Source organism: Mucilaginibacter sabulilitoris (assembly GCF_034262375.1).
In the GTDB taxonomy this organism is placed as follows: domain Bacteria; phylum Bacteroidota; class Bacteroidia; order Sphingobacteriales; family Sphingobacteriaceae; genus Mucilaginibacter; species Mucilaginibacter sabulilitoris.
Genome location: NZ_CP139558.1, coordinates 4,214,420 through 4,233,982 on the forward strand (window position 1 = coordinate 4,214,420; position 19,563 = coordinate 4,233,982).

At 42.0% G+C, this 19,563-nt stretch carries 19 protein-coding genes; 14 read left to right on the top strand and 5 right to left on the bottom strand.

The genetic code is table 11. From position 1 onward, the window contains the following. Window position 1: 1 nt before the first annotated feature. The 3 genes from SNE25_RS18145 to SNE25_RS18155 all read left to right on the top strand — a co-directional run bounded on the left by SNE25_RS18145 (window position 2) and on the right by SNE25_RS18155 (window position 3,938). A complete protein-coding gene (locus SNE25_RS18145; RefSeq protein WP_321560407.1) occupies window positions 2-1,996 on the top strand; it encodes an FAD-dependent oxidoreductase in 1,995 nt (664 codons plus the stop codon). Window positions 1,997-2,073: 77 nt separating this feature from the next. Next, the gene (locus SNE25_RS18150) at window positions 2,074-3,360 is read left to right on the top strand and encodes an MFS transporter (RefSeq protein ID WP_321560408.1); all 1,287 of its coding nucleotides are present in this window, start codon (window positions 2,074-2,076) and stop codon (window positions 3,358-3,360) included. Then, on the top strand, window positions 3,360-3,938 hold the full coding sequence (locus SNE25_RS18155; protein WP_321560409.1) for a GNAT family N-acetyltransferase: 579 nt from the start codon (window positions 3,360-3,362) through the stop codon (window positions 3,936-3,938). Before SNE25_RS18150 ends, SNE25_RS18155 begins: the two co-directional genes overlap by 1 nt. A 103-nt stretch (window positions 3,939-4,041) precedes the next feature. Here SNE25_RS18155 and SNE25_RS18160 read toward each other — a convergent pair whose 3' ends face one another. Next, the gene (locus SNE25_RS18160; RefSeq protein ID WP_321560410.1) at window positions 4,042-4,695 is read right to left on the bottom strand and encodes a sigma-70 family RNA polymerase sigma factor; all 654 of its coding nucleotides are present in this window, start codon (window positions 4,693-4,695) and stop codon (window positions 4,042-4,044) included. A gap of 119 nt (window positions 4,696-4,814) precedes the next feature. On the opposite strand from SNE25_RS18160, the gene SNE25_RS18165 reads away from it, so the two are divergent. The 5 genes from SNE25_RS18165 to SNE25_RS18185 all read left to right on the top strand — a co-directional run bounded on the left by SNE25_RS18165 (window position 4,815) and on the right by SNE25_RS18185 (window position 9,879). After that, entirely contained in the window at window positions 4,815-5,207 is a 393-nt protein-coding gene (locus SNE25_RS18165; protein WP_321560411.1) for a hypothetical protein, read from the top strand. A gap of 158 nt (window positions 5,208-5,365) precedes the next feature. Beyond that, window positions 5,366-5,890 (top strand): DinB family protein, encoded by a 525-nt coding sequence (locus SNE25_RS18170; RefSeq protein ID WP_321560412.1) that lies wholly within the window; start codon window positions 5,366-5,368, stop codon window positions 5,888-5,890. 106 nt (window positions 5,891-5,996) lie between these two features. Next, window positions 5,997-6,458 carry a DUF4268 domain-containing protein gene (locus tag SNE25_RS18175; protein ID WP_321560413.1) on the top strand — a complete coding sequence of 154 codons (462 nt, stop codon included), beginning with the start codon at window positions 5,997-5,999 and terminating at the stop codon, window positions 6,456-6,458. 119 nt (window positions 6,459-6,577) lie between these two features. After that, window positions 6,578-7,270 carry an aspartate/glutamate racemase family protein gene (locus SNE25_RS18180; protein ID WP_321560414.1) on the top strand — a complete coding sequence of 231 codons (693 nt, stop codon included), beginning with the start codon at window positions 6,578-6,580 and terminating at the stop codon, window positions 7,268-7,270. A 146-nt stretch (window positions 7,271-7,416) separates the two neighbouring features. Then, window positions 7,417-9,879 carry a glutaminase family protein gene (locus SNE25_RS18185; protein ID WP_321560415.1) on the top strand — a complete coding sequence of 821 codons (2,463 nt, stop codon included), beginning with the start codon at window positions 7,417-7,419 and terminating at the stop codon, window positions 9,877-9,879. A gap of 62 nt (window positions 9,880-9,941) precedes the next feature. Here the strand turns inward: SNE25_RS18185 and SNE25_RS18190 are convergent, their stop codons facing one another. Further along, window positions 9,942-11,336, bottom strand: a complete 1,395-nt coding sequence (locus tag SNE25_RS18190; RefSeq protein ID WP_321560416.1) for a hypothetical protein — start codon at window positions 11,334-11,336, stop codon at window positions 9,942-9,944. A gap of 103 nt (window positions 11,337-11,439) precedes the next feature. Beyond that, the gene (locus SNE25_RS18195; RefSeq protein WP_321560417.1) at window positions 11,440-12,099 is read right to left on the bottom strand and encodes a hypothetical protein; all 660 of its coding nucleotides are present in this window, start codon (window positions 12,097-12,099) and stop codon (window positions 11,440-11,442) included. A 329-nt stretch (window positions 12,100-12,428) separates the two neighbouring features. On the opposite strand from SNE25_RS18195, the gene SNE25_RS18200 reads away from it, so the two are divergent. The 5 genes from SNE25_RS18200 (at window position 12,429) to SNE25_RS18215 (ending at window position 16,037) form a co-directional block, all read left to right on the top strand. Beyond that, window positions 12,429-13,751, top strand: a complete 1,323-nt coding sequence (locus SNE25_RS18200) for an MFS transporter (protein ID WP_321560418.1) — start codon at window positions 12,429-12,431, stop codon at window positions 13,749-13,751. A 13-nt stretch (window positions 13,752-13,764) separates the two neighbouring features. Further along, window positions 13,765-14,493 carry a (Fe-S)-binding protein gene (locus SNE25_RS18205; protein WP_321560419.1) on the top strand — a complete coding sequence of 243 codons (729 nt, stop codon included), beginning with the start codon at window positions 13,765-13,767 and terminating at the stop codon, window positions 14,491-14,493. Between the two features lie 90 nt (window positions 14,494-14,583). After that, entirely contained in the window at window positions 14,584-14,862 is a 279-nt protein-coding gene (locus tag SNE25_RS31920; RefSeq protein ID WP_407666943.1) for a barstar family protein, read from the top strand. 154 nt (window positions 14,863-15,016) lie between these two features. After that, window positions 15,017-15,439 (top strand): cupin domain-containing protein, encoded by a 423-nt coding sequence (locus SNE25_RS18210; protein WP_321560420.1) that lies wholly within the window; start codon window positions 15,017-15,019, stop codon window positions 15,437-15,439. Window positions 15,440-15,500: 61 nt separating this feature from the next. Continuing rightward, complete coding sequence (locus SNE25_RS18215; protein WP_321560421.1) at window positions 15,501-16,037, top strand: DinB family protein; 537 nt, start codon at window positions 15,501-15,503, stop codon at window positions 16,035-16,037. Window positions 16,038-16,050: 13 nt separating this feature from the next. Here SNE25_RS18215 and SNE25_RS18220 read toward each other — a convergent pair whose 3' ends face one another. Then, window positions 16,051-16,512: a hypothetical protein gene (locus SNE25_RS18220; protein WP_321560422.1), complete on the bottom strand. Its 462-nt coding sequence runs from the start codon at window positions 16,510-16,512 to the stop codon at window positions 16,051-16,053. A gap of 6 nt (window positions 16,513-16,518) precedes the next feature. Beyond that, window positions 16,519-17,118, bottom strand: coding sequence for a zinc-ribbon domain-containing protein (locus SNE25_RS18225; protein WP_321560423.1), 600 nt, complete (start codon window positions 17,116-17,118; stop codon window positions 16,519-16,521). Window positions 17,119-17,636: 518 nt separating this feature from the next. Between SNE25_RS18225 and thrS the strand changes: the two genes are divergently transcribed. Beyond that, a complete protein-coding gene (gene thrS, locus SNE25_RS18230) occupies window positions 17,637-19,562 on the top strand; it encodes a threonine--tRNA ligase (RefSeq protein WP_321560424.1) in 1,926 nt (641 codons plus the stop codon). Window position 19,563: the final 1 nt, after the last annotated feature.

Here is a 19,563-nt window from a genome sequence, read left to right on the forward strand (position 1 = left end):
AATGTTTAGCAAAAAGTATAAGTTGACCGTAATATTAATGCTCGTGATGCCTGTTTTATACGCGCAGCCGCATTATGATATTTGTATCTACGGAGGCACATCAGCCGGTGTTGTAGCTGCTTATGTTGCAAAAAAAGCAGGAAAATCTGTCATTATCATCGAAAGCGGAAAACACTTGGGCGGTCTGAGTTCCGGAGGTTTGGGATACACCGATATCGGAAATAAATACGTAGTTACCGGAATAGCAAAGGATTTTTATCGCAGGGTTGGTAATCACTATGGAAAATTTGAGCAATGGATATTTGAACCCCATGTGGCAGAGGATATTTTCAAAGCGTACATCGCTGGGGCTAAAATTGATGTTTATTATGAATATCGTCTGCTTTCTGTAAACAAAACAGGTAATGAAATAAAAAGCATTGTTGTTGAACCATCAATTGCAGGCCGGGATCTACCCCATAAGGTGATCTCGGCCAGTCAATTTATTGATTGCAGTTACGAGGGCGACCTCATGGCTAAGGCCGGGGTTTCTTATACTGTTGGGCGGGAAGCTAATTCCATGTACAAGGAAACTTACAATGGGGTGCAATTATTAAAAGGTCATCAGTTCCCTGATTTCATTGACCCTTATCGCATCAAAGCTGAACCTGCCAGTGGGCTAATATGGGGGATTAGCCAGGGTAAACTGGCTTCGCAGGGTTCTGGCGATGATAAAGTCCAGGCATATAATTATCGTATTTGCCTTACTAATAATGCCGCTAATCTTATACCTGTAAAAAGGCCCGAAGGCTATGACAGCACACGTTATGAATTGCTGGCAAGATTGATTGAAGCTCAACCAGGTAAACGGACCTTAAATGATTATTTTATCTGGAGTTTGATGCCAAATCAAAAAACGGATATCAATAACAGAAATGGTTTTTCGACGGATATGATTGGTAATAACTATACGTATCCTGAAGGGAGCTACCTTTTAAGGGCGAAATATATTGCAGATCTAACTGAATATACCAAAGGCCTGCTTTACTTTTTTGGACATGACAGCAGGGTTCCGATAGCATTGAGAACGCAAATGTTGCAATGGGGGTATCCCAAAGACGAGTTTTTGGATAATGATCACTGGTCTCACCAACCTTACATACGCGAAGCCAGAAGGATGCTGGGTAAATATGTGATGACCCAGGCCAACTGTGTAGGAAAGGAAAAAGCGCTGGATGGAATAGCAATGGCAGCATACACCATGGATTCGCATAATTGTGACCGTTTAGTTGTGAATGGAATGGTTAAGAATGAGGGCAATGTCGAGGTCGGAGATTTTCCTCCTTACCCAATCGCTTATCGGGCTTTAGTACCAAAGGATAACGAATGCAAAAATTTGATAGTGCCGGTTTGCTTGTCAGCGAGCCATATCGCTTATGGCTCTATTCGTATGGAGCCTGTTTTTATGGTTTTGGGTCAGGTGGCCGCAACCGCTGCAAGTATAGCAATTGATGAAAAAATCGCTGTACAAAAAGTTAGTTACCTGAAAATTAACAGCAAAATAAAAAACGATCTGCTGTTAGACGGGCGTGAGCCCGAACAAATTGTTGATAATCAGAGCAAAAATGTGGTTATAAACGGTAACTGGAAAACCAAAGCAGGTGAAGCCTACGGCCCGGATATGTTATACCTTGATAGTCACGGAAAAAGTGATGAAACAATAAGATTTTATCCTCAAAAAATCCGGCGTGGCAAGTATCAGCTGTACTGTTATTACCCGGCATTATCCTTGGCTGCTGATACCATTGCGATAAAGATTTTTGATGGCAGGGCGCTTCACCGGGAGGTATTGCTCAAGTCAAAAATCAGAATTGAAGGGCAAACAGCAGGTGAGTGGGTACCAATAGGTACTTATCTGTTTTCGGGTAAGCTTAAACCTTATGTGGAAATTGATAACACCGGTTCGGCAGGTTTAATCCCGGCTGACGCAATATTATTTAAACCTTACAAAAAATGAAGAGCTATGGTGCTGGTACCACCTCTAACTATCTCCGGTTTACAGAAAAATAATTGAAATAATCTACTCATCTTCAAATGATAAAAAATAATAAAATAATGGCAGCGGTCATCGTTGCATCCCTGGGTTACTTTGTTGATATTTATGATCTGCTCTTATTCAGTATTGTTCGTATCCCAAGTCTGCAATCTCTGCATTTAACCGGTGCAAAACTTACCGATACCGGGCTGTTGTTGCTAAACCTGCAAATGGCAGGCATGTTGGCCGGTGGTATATTCTGGGGTATATTGGGTGATAAAAAAGGCCGGTTATCCGTACTGTTCGGCTCAATATGCATTTATTCCGTAGCGAATATTGCCAATGGCTTTGTTGACTCAGTAACAGGTTACGCCTTATGGCGTTTTGTTGCAGGAGTAGGCCTTGCCGGTGAACTCGGTGCAGGGATAACACTTGTTGCAGAATTGATGCCTAAAGAAAAGCGCGGTTATGCAACCACCGTTATTGCTTCAGTTGGTGTAAGCGGGGCAATTGCTGCTTACGTAATTGCTCAATACTTTAGCTGGAGGATATCTTTTTTTATTGGCGGCGGCCTGGGCCTTTTACTGCTCCTGTTACGGATTGGTGTATCAGAGTCGGGCGTTTTCGATGCAGCCAGGGAAGTAGCTAACAGGGGTAATATCTGGTTACTGTTCAATAACGGGAAACGTTTCAGAAAATATCTCAGTTGTATTTTAATAGGGGTTCCTTTGTGGTTTGTTGTTGGTGTGTTGATCACGCTATCTCCGGAATTTTCTAAAGTACTCCAGGTAAAAGGGACGGTGAACGCGGGCGCATCCGTTGCCTGGTGTTACGGAGGGCTCGTTGTTGGTGATATTGTGAGCGGTATCCTGAGTCAGCTGCTTAAGAGTCGGGTAAAAGTAGTGTATATATTTTTGAGCATAACTGTTGTTGCTTTAATTATCTTCTTCCAACTAAATGGGGTAAGTGTGCAGCTGTTTTATATGACCTGCGGTGTACTGGGCTTTTCTGTAGGCTATTGGGTTATTTTTATGACTATTGCGACTGAGCAGTTTGGCACCAACATTCGGGCAACAGTAACCACAACAGTCCCCAATTTTGTTCGCGGTGCGGTAGTGCCAATGTCGTTCTTATTTCAATTACTAACCTCATATTTTAAAGGATCAATCATAATAGCAGGAGAATTGCTGGCGATGCTATGCCTTTCGTTAGCTATTTTGTCACTGCGTAAGATGAAGGAAACCTTTGGTAAAGACCTTGATTTCCAGGAAACAGACAAATCCATTAAACCATCACAGGACGGTCGCACGCCATTGGCAGTCGTTAACGATAGGAACACGTATTAATGATAAAAGCAACAATGAATGACAAAGCTTTAGTCGTCAACCTGCTCAGCCGGGCCTTTGATGCTAATCAGAGCGTGAATTATATTATCCGGCAGGATGCTAAGAGAGCGCGCAATATCAGGATCTTAATGCAGTATTCCTTCGAGGTATGCAGCCGGTTTGGTGACATATGGTTATCCGACGACTGCAAAGCTTGCGCCCTGGTACTCTATCCACACCTCAAACGGACAACCCTCACATCTCTTTGGTTAGATTTACAATTGATTTTCAAAGCCATTGACATCAGGAACATTGAGAAAATGCTGGAAAGGGAGTTCATGATCAAAAGCCGGCGGCCTAAAGAACCTATGGCCTACCTCTGGTTTATCGGGGTAGAACCGGATGAACAACGCAAGGGCATAGGAAGCTGGCTGTTGCAGCAAATATTTGTCGAGGCCGGTAAAAAGAATTTGCCTGTTTACCTGGAAACATCCGTACAGGTCAATTTGCCCTGGTATGAACGCTTTGGCTTTGAGGTTTACAACCGTCTGTTTTTGGGATATATGCTGTATTTCTTTAAACGCGAACCGGCTAAATAAGCTGGTGTTGGAATGAGTGCACGGATTTTACAATTAAAGGGATAACCACCACACACACAGTGTTTTGTCAATTTACCTCATGTGTACTAAACCAATGATTGGTTTATCGGGCGTTGGTATTAATGACATTCATCACATGATTAACGATCACATCGCAGCGCACCAGGTTAAACTCATAAAGCTGGGTTGGTTTCCAATAAGCATTCAGTTCGGTGCGAAGCATTTCCTTTGCCCTTGTAAGCCGTATTTTTACATTTGATTCTCCCAGGTTTAAAACCTCCATGGTTTCGGTTGTACTCATTCCCTGCACTTCACGCATCACAAATACCATTCTGTATTTCTCCGGCAGGGTAGATACCGCCTTTTGCAATGCGTTTTTTAATTCTTTGTTCATCAGATCGTCCAGTGGCGTTTGCCTGTGATAATCATTGTAATTATTTTCCATCAGCGCTTTTTGCAATCTTAATTTTCTCTTTTTGTGCAGTAAACTCTCATTGATCAATATGCGGGTAAGCCATGTACTAAAACTCGATTGGTGTTTGAAATTTGATAATTGACGGTACGCGTTCAGGTAAGCGATCTGCATAATATCTTCGGCCTCTTTGTCATCGTTAACAATAGCCATACTGATCCTGTACAAACGAAGATTGAATTTGCGCATCAGGTTTTCGTACAAATGCTGCTCTCCGTTAACTATTCGGGCCACTATTTCTTCATCACTTAAGGCACTAATAATGATGTCACTCACTCGGGTCATAAAACAAATTTATTATTAATAGAGTACTCAAAATTTAAAGGGTTACAAATTCGGGCGAATTATATTTTGTAACCCTTTTTTTCGTCGCGATCTCTAATGAGTATAAAATTCAAAACATCATGGAAGATCAAACTAAAAAAGTCAAAGACATTCAAACGCTGCTAAAATTCACTTACGGGTTGATACCCATTGTTGCCGGTGCCGACAAATTTACCGACCTGCTAACCGATTGGGAGCATTACCTTAACCCCTCGCTAAAAGCCATGCTGCCATTTGACGGCCATATATTTATGATGATAGTAGGCGTTATTGAGATAGTTGCCGGCGTGCTCGTATTCCTGAACCCGCAAAAAGGCGCTTACCTGGTATGCGCATGGCTGGTATTAATTGCTTTAAGTTTATTAACAAGCGGAAATTATTTTGATGTAGCCGTTCGCGATCTGGCTATGGCTATCGGTGCTTTCACACTCGCAAAACTATCAACAATCACTAACCTTAAATCAGCCATCTAAGCATAATAACCCAACTGATAGTTTGTCGGTTGGGTTAAACAGTAGCCTAAATTTAAGAAATTTCAGATTAAATAAAATATATCTTCAGGCTGTTGACATAGGGTTGTCATTAGCCCGTGGTTTCTTTGTTGTATAAAAAATCAACAACAATTAAAACCATGGAAACAAACGCAATTCACCAGCAAGCAACACAAGGCCTTGAACCAATTATTTCACCAGAAGCTTTAGTAGAGCACTGGCAGGGTCATCGCAGGTTAACCCGCAAAACAATTGAGGCTTTTCCCGAAGATAAATTATTCAGTTATTCAGTAGGAGGTATGCGCCCAATGGCCGGCCTTGCCTTAGAAATAATGGACATCAGCGAAGATGGCATCACCGGTATAGCAACCGGCGAATGGAAACCGGTTGCAGAGCTTGACCATGCAACAGAGAAAGTAAAGTTCAACTCTAAAACAGAGCTTTTGGATCACTGGGATCAAATTACCGTGCAAATTAACCAGGTATGGCACCAGATTCCGCAACAGCGTTTTCAGGAAGTAGATCTGGCTTTTGGCGCCTACGAAGGTAAGATCATCGATCTGCTGCTTTACTTTATCGATAACGAAATCCATCACCGTGCCCAGGGCTATGTTTACCTCCGCACATTGGGTATTGAGCCGCCCGCATTTTGGAACAGATTTTAAACATAAGTTACTTTTTATTAAGAGCAGGTTTGCAAAAGCAAGCCTGCTCTGCTGTTTCAAATAAAAACCATAATTTTGGCGGCTTATATAATATTCAATAAATAAATTGTATTCAAAAGACGAGGCTTCACAAATACGACAGGCTTTCTGGACAACTTTCGGGCAATATATAGCCCCGCAATTATCTGCCGATGGTCTGAAAATAAACTGGATAAACTATAAAACCGGTTTAAAGCACCTAAGCTTCAAAATGCAGGCCGATAACCGTTCGGCTTATATAGCCATAGAAATAGCCCATCCCGATACTGGCATGCAAGAGTTAATGTTTCAGCAATTTCAGGAACTGCAAACCATGCTGCATACTTATTTGAATGAAGAATGGGAATGGCAGCTGCACACCACCGATGAAAACCACAAAACCGTGAGCCGCGTCATCAGGATATTGCCGGCCACAAGCATATTTAACAAAAACGACTGGCCCGCGCTTATTTCCTTTTTTAAACCACGCATCATAGCGCTCGATGAGTTCTGGAGCGTTGCTCAGTATAGATTCGAAATGTTTAAATAATAGATGTGCAGGTGTGCAGATTTCAAATGTGCAGATTATTTAAAAATTTCTTTCATCTGCATACCCGCACATTTGAAATCCTCACATCTAAATCTGCACATTTTATTAGCTTTGGCTAAATGAAAACTTTAGGACTAATAGGCGGCATCAGCTGGGTTTCAACTGCCGAATACTACAAATTGATAAACGAAGGCATCAACCAGCAATTGGGTGGCCTTAACTTTGTCCAATGTATTATTTACTCCTTCAATTATGCCGACATTGTGCGTAATAACGAGAGCAATAACTGGGAGTCGACGTTAAACATGATCACCCAGGCCAGCTTGAACTTAAAACAAAGCGGAGCAGAGGCTATTGTGCTTTGCGCCAATACCATGCACAAAATAGCCGATGAACTGGAGCAGAACATTCAGCTGCCTGTGATACATATCGCTACCGAAACTGCACACGAAATTGAGCGCAAAGGCCTCAAAACAGTTGGACTGCTGGGTACAAAATTCACCATGGAGTTTGATTTTTTTAAAGATAAGCTGGTGCAGCACGGCATTAAAACCCTTATCCCGGGCGATGACGACCGTAAGTTTATACATCATACTATTGCTGATGAATTAGGCAAAGGCATATTTAAACCCGAAACCAAGGCGCGTTACCTGTCAATTATTGATGAGCTGGTTGCTGCCGGGGCCGAAGGGATAATATTGGGCTGCACAGAAATTCCTTTACTCATCAGCAGTCAGGATACGCTGGTTACCTTGTTTGATACGGTACTTATACATTCCAACGCGGCAATTAAATTCGCCCTCGGCAATTAAAATATAAGTACCTGAGCTAAACTTCTACATATCGTATCAATTAATCGTCCATTTGACGCTTTTTGTAAAAGCCTGCTTTTTTTAACCGGAAAATACAAATATTTACGTGCTTAAATTACATCTTGTATTAACCATTTATAACAAACATGAAAAGGTTTCCGTTAGTTGCCGGCATGATGCTTGCCGGTCTTTTTGCGAGGGCACAAGCCACTAAAGCGCCGGCTTATCCGCTTATTACGCATAATCCTTATTTTAGTATCTGGTCGTTTTCTGATGATCTGGCCGAATCAACAACCCGGCACTGGACAGGTAAGGATCAATCTTTATTAGGCCTTATTAAGGTGGATGGTACCGTTTACCGTTTTATGGGCAAGGAATCAGCCGAATATAAAACCGTGCTGGCCGCAGCTAATGAAACCCCATATACTTGTAAATATACCGAAGCTGACCCGGGAAAAGACTGGGCCGATGCCAAGTTTGATGACAGCGCCTGGAAAACCGGTACCGCGCCATTCAGCAATGAAAAAGCCGCCGCTAAAACCTTATGGACAAGCCGCGACATTTGGGTGCGCAGAACTTTTACTATTGATGAGCTTAACTTCAATAAACTATCGCTAAGGCTGCATCATGACGATGAGGCGGAGGTTTACCTCAATGGCGAAAAGATAAATGAACAAGGTGGTGCAAACGGCGATCTGCAATATTTTAAACTTAGCGACGAAGCTGTTAGCAAACTCAAAAAAGGCGAAAACGTACTGGCCCTGCATTGTACCAATACAGGCGGCGGCGCATGGCTTGATGCTGGTTTAGCCGATGAGCTAAAACCAACCGATCACGCGGCTTTAGAAACCGCCAAACAAACAAGCGTAACCTTAAACGCTACGCAAACCACTTATACCTTTACCGCAGGCAAAGCCGATCTGCAGCTAACTTTTACTTCTCCGTTGCTGATGAACGACCTGAGTGTTTTATCAAGGCCGGTATCCTATATCAGCTATAAGGTAAAATCAAATGATGGCAAATCGCATGATGTAAAGGTTTATTTAGGCGCTTCGGCAGATGTGGCCCGCAATACTCCTGATCAGGCGGTAACTACCAAACAATACACTACCGGTACCTTGTCTGTTTTAAAGGCAGGTACGGTTGAACAGCCTCTTTTGCAAAAGAAAGGCGATGATGTACGCATTGACTGGGGTTACATGTACGTAGCTGTACCTAAAACAACCAATGCCCAGCAATATGTGAGTACTTCCAAACAATCAGTTAATTCATTTTTTAGTGGCGATACCAAATCTGCAGAAACAGAAGGCAAAAGCCTGGTTTTAAACACCGTAATACCTTTTGGCAAAGTAGGCGCTGCCCCGGTTGAGAAATTTCTGGAACTCGGTTATGATGATATTAACCCGGTACAATACTTCCATACCAACCTAAAACCATGGTGGCAAACTGCCGAAACAAAAACCATTGAACAGGTATTGGCAAAAGCGGCGGTAGAATATCCGGCTATTTTGAAAAAATGCGCCGCCTTCAATACATCTATGTATAAAGATGCCCAGGCTGCGGGTGGTACCGATTATGCCAAACTTTGTGTGCTGGCCTATCGCCAGGCTATAGCCGCCCATATTTTAGTAAAAAGCCCGCAGGGCGAAGTGCTGTTCCTGTCGAAAGAGAACTTCAGCAACGGTTCAATCAATACGGTTGATGTTACTTATCCGTCTGCGCCTTTATTCCTGCTTTACAACCCTAAGCTAATGGAGGGTATGCTTAACGGCATCTTCTACTTTAGCGAAAGCGGCAAATTCGCTCATGATTTCGCGGCACATGACCTGGGTACTTATCCGCTGGCTAATGGTCAAACTTATGGCGAAGGTATGCCTGTGGAAGAATCAGGTAACATGCTGGCCTTAACTGCTGCCATAGTTAAAGCAAATGGTAATAACCCTGAGTATGCTAAAAAACACTGGAAAATATTAACCACCTGGACAAACTATCTGGCCAAAGAAGGTCTGGATCCGGCCAACCAATTATGTACTGATGATTTTGCCGGTCACCTGGCGCGTAATGCCAACTTATCTGCCAAAGCTATTGTAGGCATTGGCTGCTATGCCCATCTGGCTGATTTAATGGGACAAAAAGAAGTTGCCGCTAAATATCGCGCCATGGCTAAAGAAATGGTTGCCAAATGGATGCAAATGGCTGATGCCGGCGATCATTACTCTTTGGTGTTTGATAAAAAGGATACCTGGAGCCAGAAATATAATATCATTTGGGATAAGATATTAAAACTTGACCTGTTCCCGCAGTCGGTTTATGACCGCGAGGTTAAATTTTATCTGACCAAACAACAGAAATACGGTATACCACTGGATAGCCGTAAAACTTATACCAAAAGCGACTGGATTATCTGGACAGCTACTTTAGCAAAAGACAGAAGTGATTTTGAGGCGCTGGCCAACCCGGTTTATAAATATGCCATGGAAACCCCAACCCGCGTACCAATGAGCGACTGGTACGAAACTACCAACGGCAAACAGGTAGGTTTTCAGGCCCGCAGTGTGGTAGGAGGGTATTTTATAAAACTATTACAACAAAAATGGAGCGTTAAATAAGCGATGCTTTTTTACTAAAAAACGCCCCGGCAAATGAACTTGCCGGGGCGTTTTGCTTTGAGTTAATTACTTGGTGGTACCGTCCAGTTGCTGGCATCAAAAACGGGGTTAACTTCCATATTATCATATTGTATGGTGAGTTTCTGCGTGCCGGAAGTTGATACTTCATGAAAGGGGATGGAGATCCCCTGTACCTGTCGCATGTCTGACAGTAATGACGTTGATGTTTTACCGCCAATCCTATACCCAAAAGCAACCAGTTGGTTCTGGTCATTCACCGCGAAAACATAGTTATTGCCATCAAGCTTGCACTCAACAGTATATATATTGTTGTTTGGTGTTTTTTGGGTGTTGAGTATCTGCATTTTATCCAATGCTGCTTTGCGTAAACCCAGCACGTTTGAGTATAGTGTGCTTTTGTCTGAGGCTACCTTATCGGCTGGCAACATGGTTTTACTGCCATTTATCCATTGCCAGCCATTGTCGCCTTCGGTTTGTTCTACGGAACTTAGCTTGCCGTTTTTCCATAATTCCACACGTATCCGGCTGTTGTCAAGGTCAATTAATTCAACTGCCTTTATGCCCATAATGGTGGCAGTTAACCGGGCAGTTTTAACATTGTTGAGTTTGGCCCCGCCATGTGTGTTATTGGCTCTTAACAGCAAAGCCATCCCGTCGGTATTGTTTGTAACCGGTGATGTTGCTGTGATGTTATTGCTGGCTGTTGAAGTGGTTTTAGCGGCAACCGGTTTATCAGTTTCTTTATCATTATTTTTAAAATATATCCTGCCGTCAACCATTGCCATTTGGGTTTTCATGCCGGGCTTATCGCAAAAAAAGCTGTGCAACTCGGTTTTGCCATCACTATAAGTTAGGGTAAGCACTCCATCTTTAATTTTATAGATGCCGCTACCATTGCCACTGCTTGTGCTGCCGCCACCAACATTATCTCCGGCTATTAAGGTAGCTGATGAACGAGAATTACTGAAATGCCCGTTTGCATCAAAATTTAATCCCCGGTGGGTTGATGTACCCACATAGGCCAAACCCGATACACCACCACCGCTGCCCATGGCGCTTATAAACTCATAATAGCCCGGTGGTATAATATTACCCTGGAGCTTAAACAGGTTATAACCATGGCCGTATAATGTACTGGCATCTTTTATGGTATATTGTGAATGCCCACCGGCAAAGTTTAAATCAATCTTCGACCCGCTTACTGTGTATTTACCGCTAACCCTCGTTTTCCAGTCGGCTTGCCCCATCTGGTCATTAAAAGTACCATCGGGCCTGAACAGGAATACAATATCACGGCGGTTCATACCACCTCCAATTAGCGGACTAACCGTAAACTGGCAACCGGCGTAAACCCCATTAAGGCTACCGGTTTGTGCTTCTGCCCGGTAATAAACACCAATTGTACAGGTAATTAAGATGAGGATAAACAATTTCATAGGTCAGGAATTTCCCCAATAAACCTATATCTTCACTTGTTGTTTTGCCAAATATGTTAATTAACAGATACTTAATATTACGTCGATACTGGCGTATCAATTATCACACACCCGCCGGGCTATCCCAGGTACTGTTATCAATCCCTGGGTTTATCTCAAAATCATCATACTCAATAACCAGCTTCTTAAAGCCGGTAGTTACTACTTCCTTAAATGGAATGATAATGCCCTGTATAGCACGCAGATCAAAAAGCGCTGATACCGATGTTCGTCCCGCCGTTTTATTTGCCTCAGCCACAAGTTGGTTTTGGCTGTTAATAGCAAAAATATAATCATTGCCATCTAACCTGCACAATACCGAGTAAGTGTTGTTTTTTAGTTTTTGCATGTTCAGCACCTGCATCTGGTTTAATGCCGGTTTACGCAGACCAAGCAAGCCTGAGTAAAATGTACTTTTCATCTCCGCAACGCGGTTAGGCGGCATGGGTGCTTTTTTGCCCTGCAGCCACCGCCAGCCATCATTTCCATCCATCTGCTCAACAGAAACCAGCTGGCCGTTTTCCCAGAGCTCTATCCGTAGTTTATTGTCATAGATATCAGTATACGATATGGCTTTTACACCCATAATAACGGCCGAGTAACGCATGGTTTTAATGATATCAAGTGCATGCCCGCCGTGGGCAAGGTTTGCTTTTAAAAGTAATGTTTTTGCATCATGATGATCTGTCAGCTTTCTTTTTATTGTTTTGCCGGGTTCATTCATAGTATATTTATTGGAGCAGCATTTTCAGACTGTTTAGAAACTTACTATCTAAGCTTATATTTTCAGTAAGTTTTAGTAGAAACGTTTTAAGTACACGATCTGTATATGTACAATACCGGTTACATCAAAAATTAATCCAATACCACTTTATGGCGGGTAGTGAAGAATCTATTAAACGATAGATCCTTCGTTCCTCAGGATGACAAATGAATTAAAAATTGCCCGGTACCTCACAATGACTTTTGTAAAATATATGTCCGATCTTGACTCTTCACTCTTATTTCGTGGTTCTTTCCAAAACTCTAAAATTTGTATACTTTTATTGTTCAATGGAAACCAAAAATAATAAGAAAACCATACGGGCCTGGGCTATGTTTGATTGGGCCAACTCTGCTTATAACCTCGTTATCACTTCAACCATTTTTCCGGCCTATTATGTGGCCATCACTACTACAGAAACTAATGGGGGCAGGGTCATGTTTTTTGGTAAAAGCTTTGTTAACACCGCGCTGTCAGATTACGCTTTGTCGGCCGCTTATTTAGTTATTGTGTTATTGTTACCTATATTATCGTCCATTGCCGATTATAAAGGCAACAAGAAAATATTTATGCAGTTTTTTACGGCTATCGGCGCGCTATCCTGCTGTACCCTGTATTTTTTTAAGGCTGATAGCATTGAATTAGGCATCATAGCCTTTGCACTTGCCGCCATTGGCTACAGCGGGGGCTTTGTGTTTTACAATTCTTACCTGCCCGAAATTGCCACTGTTGACATGCAGGATAAGGTAAGCGCCAAGGGTTTTACCTATGGCTATATAGGCAGTGTATTGCTCCAGCTTATTTGCTTTGTATTTGTATTAAAACCCGAGCTGTTTGGTATAGTCGACAAAACATTTCCGGCCCGGCTGTCGTTCCTGCTGGTTGGTTTATGGTGGATAGGCTTTGCGCTGATCCCGTTTATTGTATTGCCCAAGGGAAGTCCCAATGCGCAGAAGCACGATCACGATATTATAAAGGGGGGCTTTATTGAACTTGGTAAAGTTTGGGCTAAGGTTAAAACCATGCCTTTATTAAAAAGGTTCCTACCGGCATTTTTCTTTTACTCTATGGGGGTACAAACCATTATGCTGGTGGCTACGGGCTTTGCCGCCAAAGAGCTGCACATGCCAACAGCGGCGCTTATTACCACTATATTGATCATTCAACTGGTGGCCATAGCGGGCGCTACGCTCATGTCGAGGTTATCCGGAAAATATGGTAACGTACGGGTGCTGATCATGGTGGTTGTTATCTGGATATTAGTGTGTGCGGCGGCTTACGTAACTACCACCTCCACACAGTTTTATATAGTGGCTGCCGTAGTAGGTTTGGTAATGGGCGGCATCCAATCCATGTCGCGGTCAACCTATTCCAAATATTTACCCGAAAACATTACCGACACAGCATCGTTCTTTAGTTTTTATGACGTAACCGAAAAGCTGGCCATAGTAGGCGGGGTATTTAGTTTTGGTTTTTTTGAGGAGCTAACCGGTAGCCCGCGTAATTCGGTACTGGTATTGGCTGTCTTTTTTGTTATAGGATTAGTATTATTGTTTTCTTTGCTGTCGGCAGAAAAAAAGCTTAAGAAAAATATGGAATTTAGCGCCGTGTAATTTTGTGTAAGAGATGAAGATTGAGTTGTTTGTACCCTGTTTTATTGATCAATTATTTCCTGATACTGCTTTTAACACCATAAAGGTGCTGGAAAAGGCGGGCTGCAAAGTTAGCTTTAATCCAAATCAAACCTGCTGCGGCCAGCCCGCTTTTAACGCCGGTTTCTGGGACGATGCCAAAACGGTAGGCAGTAAATTCCTGAATGATTTTTCGGATGACAGCGTGATTGTAACCCCATCTGCATCGTGCACAGGCATGGTAAAAAATTATTATAACGATCTGTTTACCAATACCGCGGTGCATAATAAATGCCGCAGCATACAGGGCAATATTTACGAGCTATCGGACTTCCTGGTAAACATACTGCAGTTTGATTACTTTGGCGCCGAGTTGGATGGAAAAGCGGTTTATCATGATAGCTGCGCCGGCTTGCGCGAATGCAAGATAAAGGACGAGCCCCGGCAGCTGCTCTCCAAGGTACTGGGACTTGAATTGCTCGAATTAAAGGACAACGAAACCTGCTGTGGCTTCGGCGGCACGTTCGCGGTTAAGTTTGATGGCATATCAACCGCAATGGCACAACAAAAGGTTGATAATGCACTGGCAGCAGGAGCAGAGTATATCATATCAACCGATGCCTCCTGTTTACTCCATTTACAGGGTTATATCGACAAAAACAACCTCCCTATAAAAACCATGCACATAGCCGATGTTTTAGCCCTGGGGTGGGGGAATGTGTAGTTTTGATTTCGGAATTAGGATGTTCGATTTCGGATTTGGTTTTAATAGGTAAAGAACGTTGCATCGTTTGGTATTTTGGTAAGAACATTTATGGAAATAATTATTGATGGTGAACGGATTAGAAATATAGAGGATTTCCATTTGGAGATTAAAGAAAAATTAAAATTTCCGGAATACTATGGTGAAAATATGAACGCACTTTGGGACTGCTTAACGAGTTCGATTGAGCTTCCTGTCACATTAATCTGGAAGAATGTTAATATAAGTAAGGCAAGCCTGGGGGAAGATTTTAATAGCATTGTCGACCTTTTTTTTCGGCCGAGAAGGAAATCGATGGTTTTAGTATCCAATATATTTAACCACGAGTAGTCCTTTTAAATGTCTGCCCTTGAATACTTTTTAAGCAAGCATCTATATTAAAGCAAGCCGTAGGTTAGGGATTATTTGATTATAGGAATTATAATACCTTGAAACAATTTGATATCTGAATAGTCATAATTGCATGAAAAACTTAGTTGCAATAATGATGATAAACCTTGCATTTGCCGGTGCGGCAAGTGCAGCTAATTTAAACCCGGTAAAAAACGCGGCAGAGCACATCGTTTTAAAAGATAGTATCATTCGTAAAAAAATACTGTTAGCGCAATTCCCGGCCCGTAATGTTTCGAGCGTTGATGTGCGCGAAATTATTTTTAGCCCGAAACAACAAACCGGCAAACACCAGCATCCTATACCGGTAATGGGCTATATTGCTTCGGGATCTGTACTGTTTCAGGTTGAGGGCCAGCCGTCAAAAATTCTGCACACCGGGGAGGCTTTTTACGAACCTGCGAATACCACCATTGTACATTTTGATAACCAGTCGGCCACTGAGGGTTTAAAATTTGTTGCTTATTACCTGCTTAATGGCGAAACCGAATTGATTAAAATGATGCCTGGAAAGTAGATCAAACAATTATTTCTGAGTGCACACTGGATAATTTATAATTCAATCCGCAAATTTGATCATGAGAATAATACAACCACCTCAGCCGGGAGAGTATCCGCCTTATGCCATCATGTATATGAAACTGCTCCCCACAGACGGACTAATTCTAAAGCATCTGCAGGATAATTTTGATATGGTGAAGGAGTTGATCTATTCGTTACCCGAGAACATGCTGTACCACAGATATGCGCCAGGCAAGTGGAGCATTAAAGAAACCCTGGTGCACATTATTGACGACGAGCGCATTTTTGCCTATCGCGCACTGAGTTTTGCCCGCAACGAAAAAAACAACCTGATCGGCTTTGACCAGGATTCTTATGCCACCTACTCTGATGCGGATAACCGCGCTTTGGACAATATTTTTGAAGAATATAAGGCGGTACGGAGATCGACCATAGCCCTGTTCAATGGCCTGCCCGACGATGCCTTTGACCGTATGGGACATGGCACCGGCACTGCTAACGATGCCACGGTAAGGGCCTTAGCCTACCACATCGCCGGGCATGAGCTGCATCATGTTAATATTATTAAGGACAAGTATCTGGAGAGAAAATAGGATATAAATTTGCTTATTCAACGACTACCTGTTTTCCATTAAAACTTAGGGTTTCGTTCCAATGAACTCGAATATTGGTTATTTGCGCGTCGGGATTTACTTTTTGCAATAATCCATTTCCATCTACAAACAATCCCGAATAATATGTGCTGTCTCCGATACCTACTATATCCCGTTTCTCGTTAGGGTGTAAGGCGACAAGCCAAAAAATTGGCTCTTCTTTATCAAGTCGAGACTTGGCCTCACTAAATACCAAATCCCAGTTTTCTCCAACCTTTGATAGTAAAAATTTAAATAACGGGGTATAATCATAACCAAATTTACCGCTGTTCATGGGTAAATGCGAAGACTCATTTTTTAAAAAAGCTTTAGTGTGCCGCTGATAGCGAAATTCGCTTCCGGTGACAACGTTGTATTTACTATTTAAAGACACCTTATTTTCTTTCCGATAAAGTGGTTTTTTTATTCCTTTCATATTCGATTATTTCCGGTCTATATCAATCACCTCGAAGTCTTTATTGCTAATGAGCTGCGATACAGGAAATTCTTTGATAACAGAGTTATCAAATTCCTTGTCCTTCAGGTCATCGATACTGCTTTCCATATTTGTCTGGAATTTATTAAAAGCTACATAAACCAGGTTACCGGTAACATGATCAACTTTAAACAGTGTGTATTGATCATCTTTTACCTTTACTTCCAGCACATCGTCTTTATGTAGTGAAGTGAGCATTTTGCTTACCTTCGATGCCTTTTGCTTATCGGCAATGGCAAATCCGGCAATAGCCAGAGCTATAATCAATAGACCAGAGAATGTCCACACGGGTATTTTAGTATGTGTTTTAAGATTCTCATAACCCAGTTTTATAGAAGCAGGCATTTCTTTCTGTTTTAAAATCTGCTGGCAACTGGTACATTGCGATACGCCGGTTTTACCAATAGGGAACACCGGTATCCAGAAGATATGCGCATATCTTTGAAATACATTCATCTGTACGCTGCCAGATGTGTTGCAGTTGGGGCAATTGTCGGCCAAAGGTTCCGTTTTTTGCAGGGACGCGCGCATTCCGTAAATGATCATGCTTTTTGTGATTTTAAGGTTAAGGTTTCAATTCAATAATTTATTGTTTTGAAATTAATAAAAATTGGTATTGTCTGTATTAATTATTTTATATCAAAGGAATTTATCAGATATTCGTCTAAATTTCGTATCTTTATATTCATCAACAGCCCGGTTATCTGAAATCAGATAACCGGGCTGTTTTGTTATTCACACAATATATAAAAGCTAGGTAATTCGTTTTTTATCTATTCGTTATCAATTGATTAAAACTTTTAAAATATCAAAAAGCGGTCAAAAAAATGTTAAAATTGATCATTTTGAAATGGCTTAGTAATGTTTTGATCAGGTTTTAATTGCTTTTTGAAGTGTTTTTAAGCAGTTTTTTGTTAAAATTTAGCTTTAAAAAGTTTACTTAAGCAGGTTTGGGGAAATCCCCAAAATCAAAATAAAATCTTATTTTAGCGCCACAAAATATAGATCACTTTGTAGGTGATTGATAAAAAATAATTTTTATAAAATTTAAATCATAGTTGTAGATGATTAGTATTACACTTCCCGATGGTTCCGTTCGTCAGTACGACAAGGGGATCTCTTCCATGCAGATCGCGCAGTCGATCTCCGAAGGATTAGCACGTAACGTATTAGCAGCCGAGGTTGATGGTCAGGTTTGGGATGCCAGCCGCCCCATTGAGCAGGATTCGCACGTTAAATTATTAACCTGGAACGATACTTCAGGTAAATCAACATTCTGGCATTCATCAGCCCACTTAATGGCTGAGGCATTGGAGGCTTTGTATCCGGGTACAAAATTCGGTATCGGTCCGGCTATTGAAACCGGCTTTTATTATGATGTTGATTTTGGCGACAAGGTTTTATCTTCTGATGAGTTCAAACAGATTGAGGATAAGATGATTGAGCTTGCCAAAACCAAAGAAGAATATATACGCAAGCCCGTAAGCAAAGCGGATGCTATTGAATATTTTACCGAAAAAGGTGATGAGTATAAGCTCGATCTGATCAAGGACTTGCCCGATGGTTCTATCACTTTTTACACACAAGGCAACTTTACCGACCTGTGCCGTGGGCCTCATATCCCTAATACAGGCTTTATAAAGGCGGTTAAATTAATGAGCCTTGCGGGTGCCTATTGGCGTGGTGATGAAACCCGTAAACAGCTTACACGTATTTACGGCGTTACTTTTCCTAAAGCCAGCGAGCTTACCGATTACCTGCACATGATCGAAGAAGCTAAAAAGCGTGATCACCGTAAATTGGGTAAAGAGCTTGAACTGTTTGCTTTCTCCGAAAAAGTGGGCATGGGCCTGCCTTTGTGGTTGCCAAAAGGTACCGCATTGCGCGAGCGTTTGGCTAACTTTTTACAAAAAGCACAGGTTAAGGCAGGTTATGAGCAGGTAATTACACCGCATATCGGGCATAAAAACCTGTATGTAACATCTGGTCATTATGAAAAATATGGTGCCGATTCGTTTCAGCCTATAAAAACCCCGCAAGAGGGCGAGGAGTTCTTCTTAAAACCGATGAACTGCCCGCATCACTGCGAGATATATAAAACCAAACCACGCTCATATAAGGATCTTCCTGTACGTTTGGCCGAGTTTGGTACTGTCTACCGTTACGAGCAAAGTGGCGAGTTGCACGGCTTAACCCGTGTGCGTGGCTTTACTCAGGATGATGCACACTTGTTTTGTCGTCCGGACCAGGTAAAAGATGAATTTAAAAAGGTAATTGACCTGGTGCTGTATGTATTTAAAGCGCTTGGTTTTGAGGATTATACAGCACAGATTTCCCTGCGCGACCCGGAAAATAAAGGTAAATACATCGGTACCGACGAAAACTGGGCACTTGCAGAATCGGCTATTATTGAGGCTGCGGAAGAAAAAGGCTTACGCACGGTAGTGGAACTTGGCGAAGCCGCTTTTTATGGCCCTAAGCTTGATTTTATGGTGAAAGATGCCCTTGGCCGTAAATGGCAATTGGGTACTATACAGGTTGATTACAACCTGCCTGAGCGTTTTGAACTGGAATATACCGGCAACGACAATTTAAAACACCGCCCCGTAATGATCCACAGGGCGCCTTTTGGTTCTCTGGAGCGCTTTGTTGCGGTATTAATTGAGCATTGTGCCGGTAATTTCCCGCTGTGGTTATCGCCCGAGCAGTTCATTATATTACCTATATCAGAAAAATATGAAGAATATGCAAAAAAACTTTCTGATGTGTTAAAAGATTCCGATATTTGCGGGCTGATTGATTTTAGAGACGAGAAGATAGGGCGGAAGATACGCGATGCCGAAGTCAAAAAGATCCCTTATATGTTAGTAGTGGGCGAAAAAGAGGCGGCCGAAGGCATGGTCTCTGTGAGAAAGCACGGTATTGGCGACTTAGGAAGCATGAGTATAGAAGATTTTAAAGAACAAATAACTAAAGAAATAAAAGTATAAC

Bases quoted from the DNA above. Each gene is read 5' to 3' on its own strand.
- SNE25_RS18145 (WP_321560407.1), top strand. From the start codon at position 2: ATGTTTAGCAAAAAGTATAAGTTGACCGTAATATTAATGCTCGTGATG.
- SNE25_RS18150 (WP_321560408.1), top strand. From the start codon at position 2,074: ATGATAAAAAATAATAAAATAATGGCAGCGGTCATCGTTGCATCCCTG.
- SNE25_RS18155 (WP_321560409.1), top strand. From the start codon at position 3,360: ATGATAAAAGCAACAATGAATGACAAAGCTTTAGTCGTCAACCTGCTC.
- SNE25_RS18160 (WP_321560410.1), bottom strand. From the start codon at position 4,695: ATGACCCGAGTGAGTGACATCATTATTAGTGCCTTAAGTGATGAAGAA.
- SNE25_RS18165 (WP_321560411.1), top strand. From the start codon at position 4,815: ATGGAAGATCAAACTAAAAAAGTCAAAGACATTCAAACGCTGCTAAAA.
- SNE25_RS18170 (WP_321560412.1), top strand. From the start codon at position 5,366: ATGGAAACAAACGCAATTCACCAGCAAGCAACACAAGGCCTTGAACCA.
- SNE25_RS18180 (WP_321560414.1), top strand. From the start codon at position 6,578: ATGAAAACTTTAGGACTAATAGGCGGCATCAGCTGGGTTTCAACTGCC.
- SNE25_RS18185 (WP_321560415.1), top strand. From the start codon at position 7,417: ATGAAAAGGTTTCCGTTAGTTGCCGGCATGATGCTTGCCGGTCTTTTT.
- SNE25_RS18190 (WP_321560416.1), bottom strand. From the start codon at position 11,336: ATGAAATTGTTTATCCTCATCTTAATTACCTGTACAATTGGTGTTTAT.
- SNE25_RS18195 (WP_321560417.1), bottom strand. From the start codon at position 12,099: ATGAATGAACCCGGCAAAACAATAAAAAGAAAGCTGACAGATCATCAT.
- SNE25_RS18200 (WP_321560418.1), top strand. From the start codon at position 12,429: ATGGAAACCAAAAATAATAAGAAAACCATACGGGCCTGGGCTATGTTT.
- SNE25_RS18205 (WP_321560419.1), top strand. From the start codon at position 13,765: ATGAAGATTGAGTTGTTTGTACCCTGTTTTATTGATCAATTATTTCCT.
- SNE25_RS31920 (WP_407666943.1), top strand. From the start codon at position 14,584: ATGGAAATAATTATTGATGGTGAACGGATTAGAAATATAGAGGATTTC.
- SNE25_RS18210 (WP_321560420.1), top strand. From the start codon at position 15,017: ATGATGATAAACCTTGCATTTGCCGGTGCGGCAAGTGCAGCTAATTTA.
- SNE25_RS18215 (WP_321560421.1), top strand. From the start codon at position 15,501: ATGAGAATAATACAACCACCTCAGCCGGGAGAGTATCCGCCTTATGCC.
- SNE25_RS18220 (WP_321560422.1), bottom strand. From the start codon at position 16,512: ATGAAAGGAATAAAAAAACCACTTTATCGGAAAGAAAATAAGGTGTCT.
- SNE25_RS18225 (WP_321560423.1), bottom strand. From the start codon at position 17,118: ATGATCATTTACGGAATGCGCGCGTCCCTGCAAAAAACGGAACCTTTG.
- thrS (WP_321560424.1), top strand. From the start codon at position 17,637: ATGATTAGTATTACACTTCCCGATGGTTCCGTTCGTCAGTACGACAAG.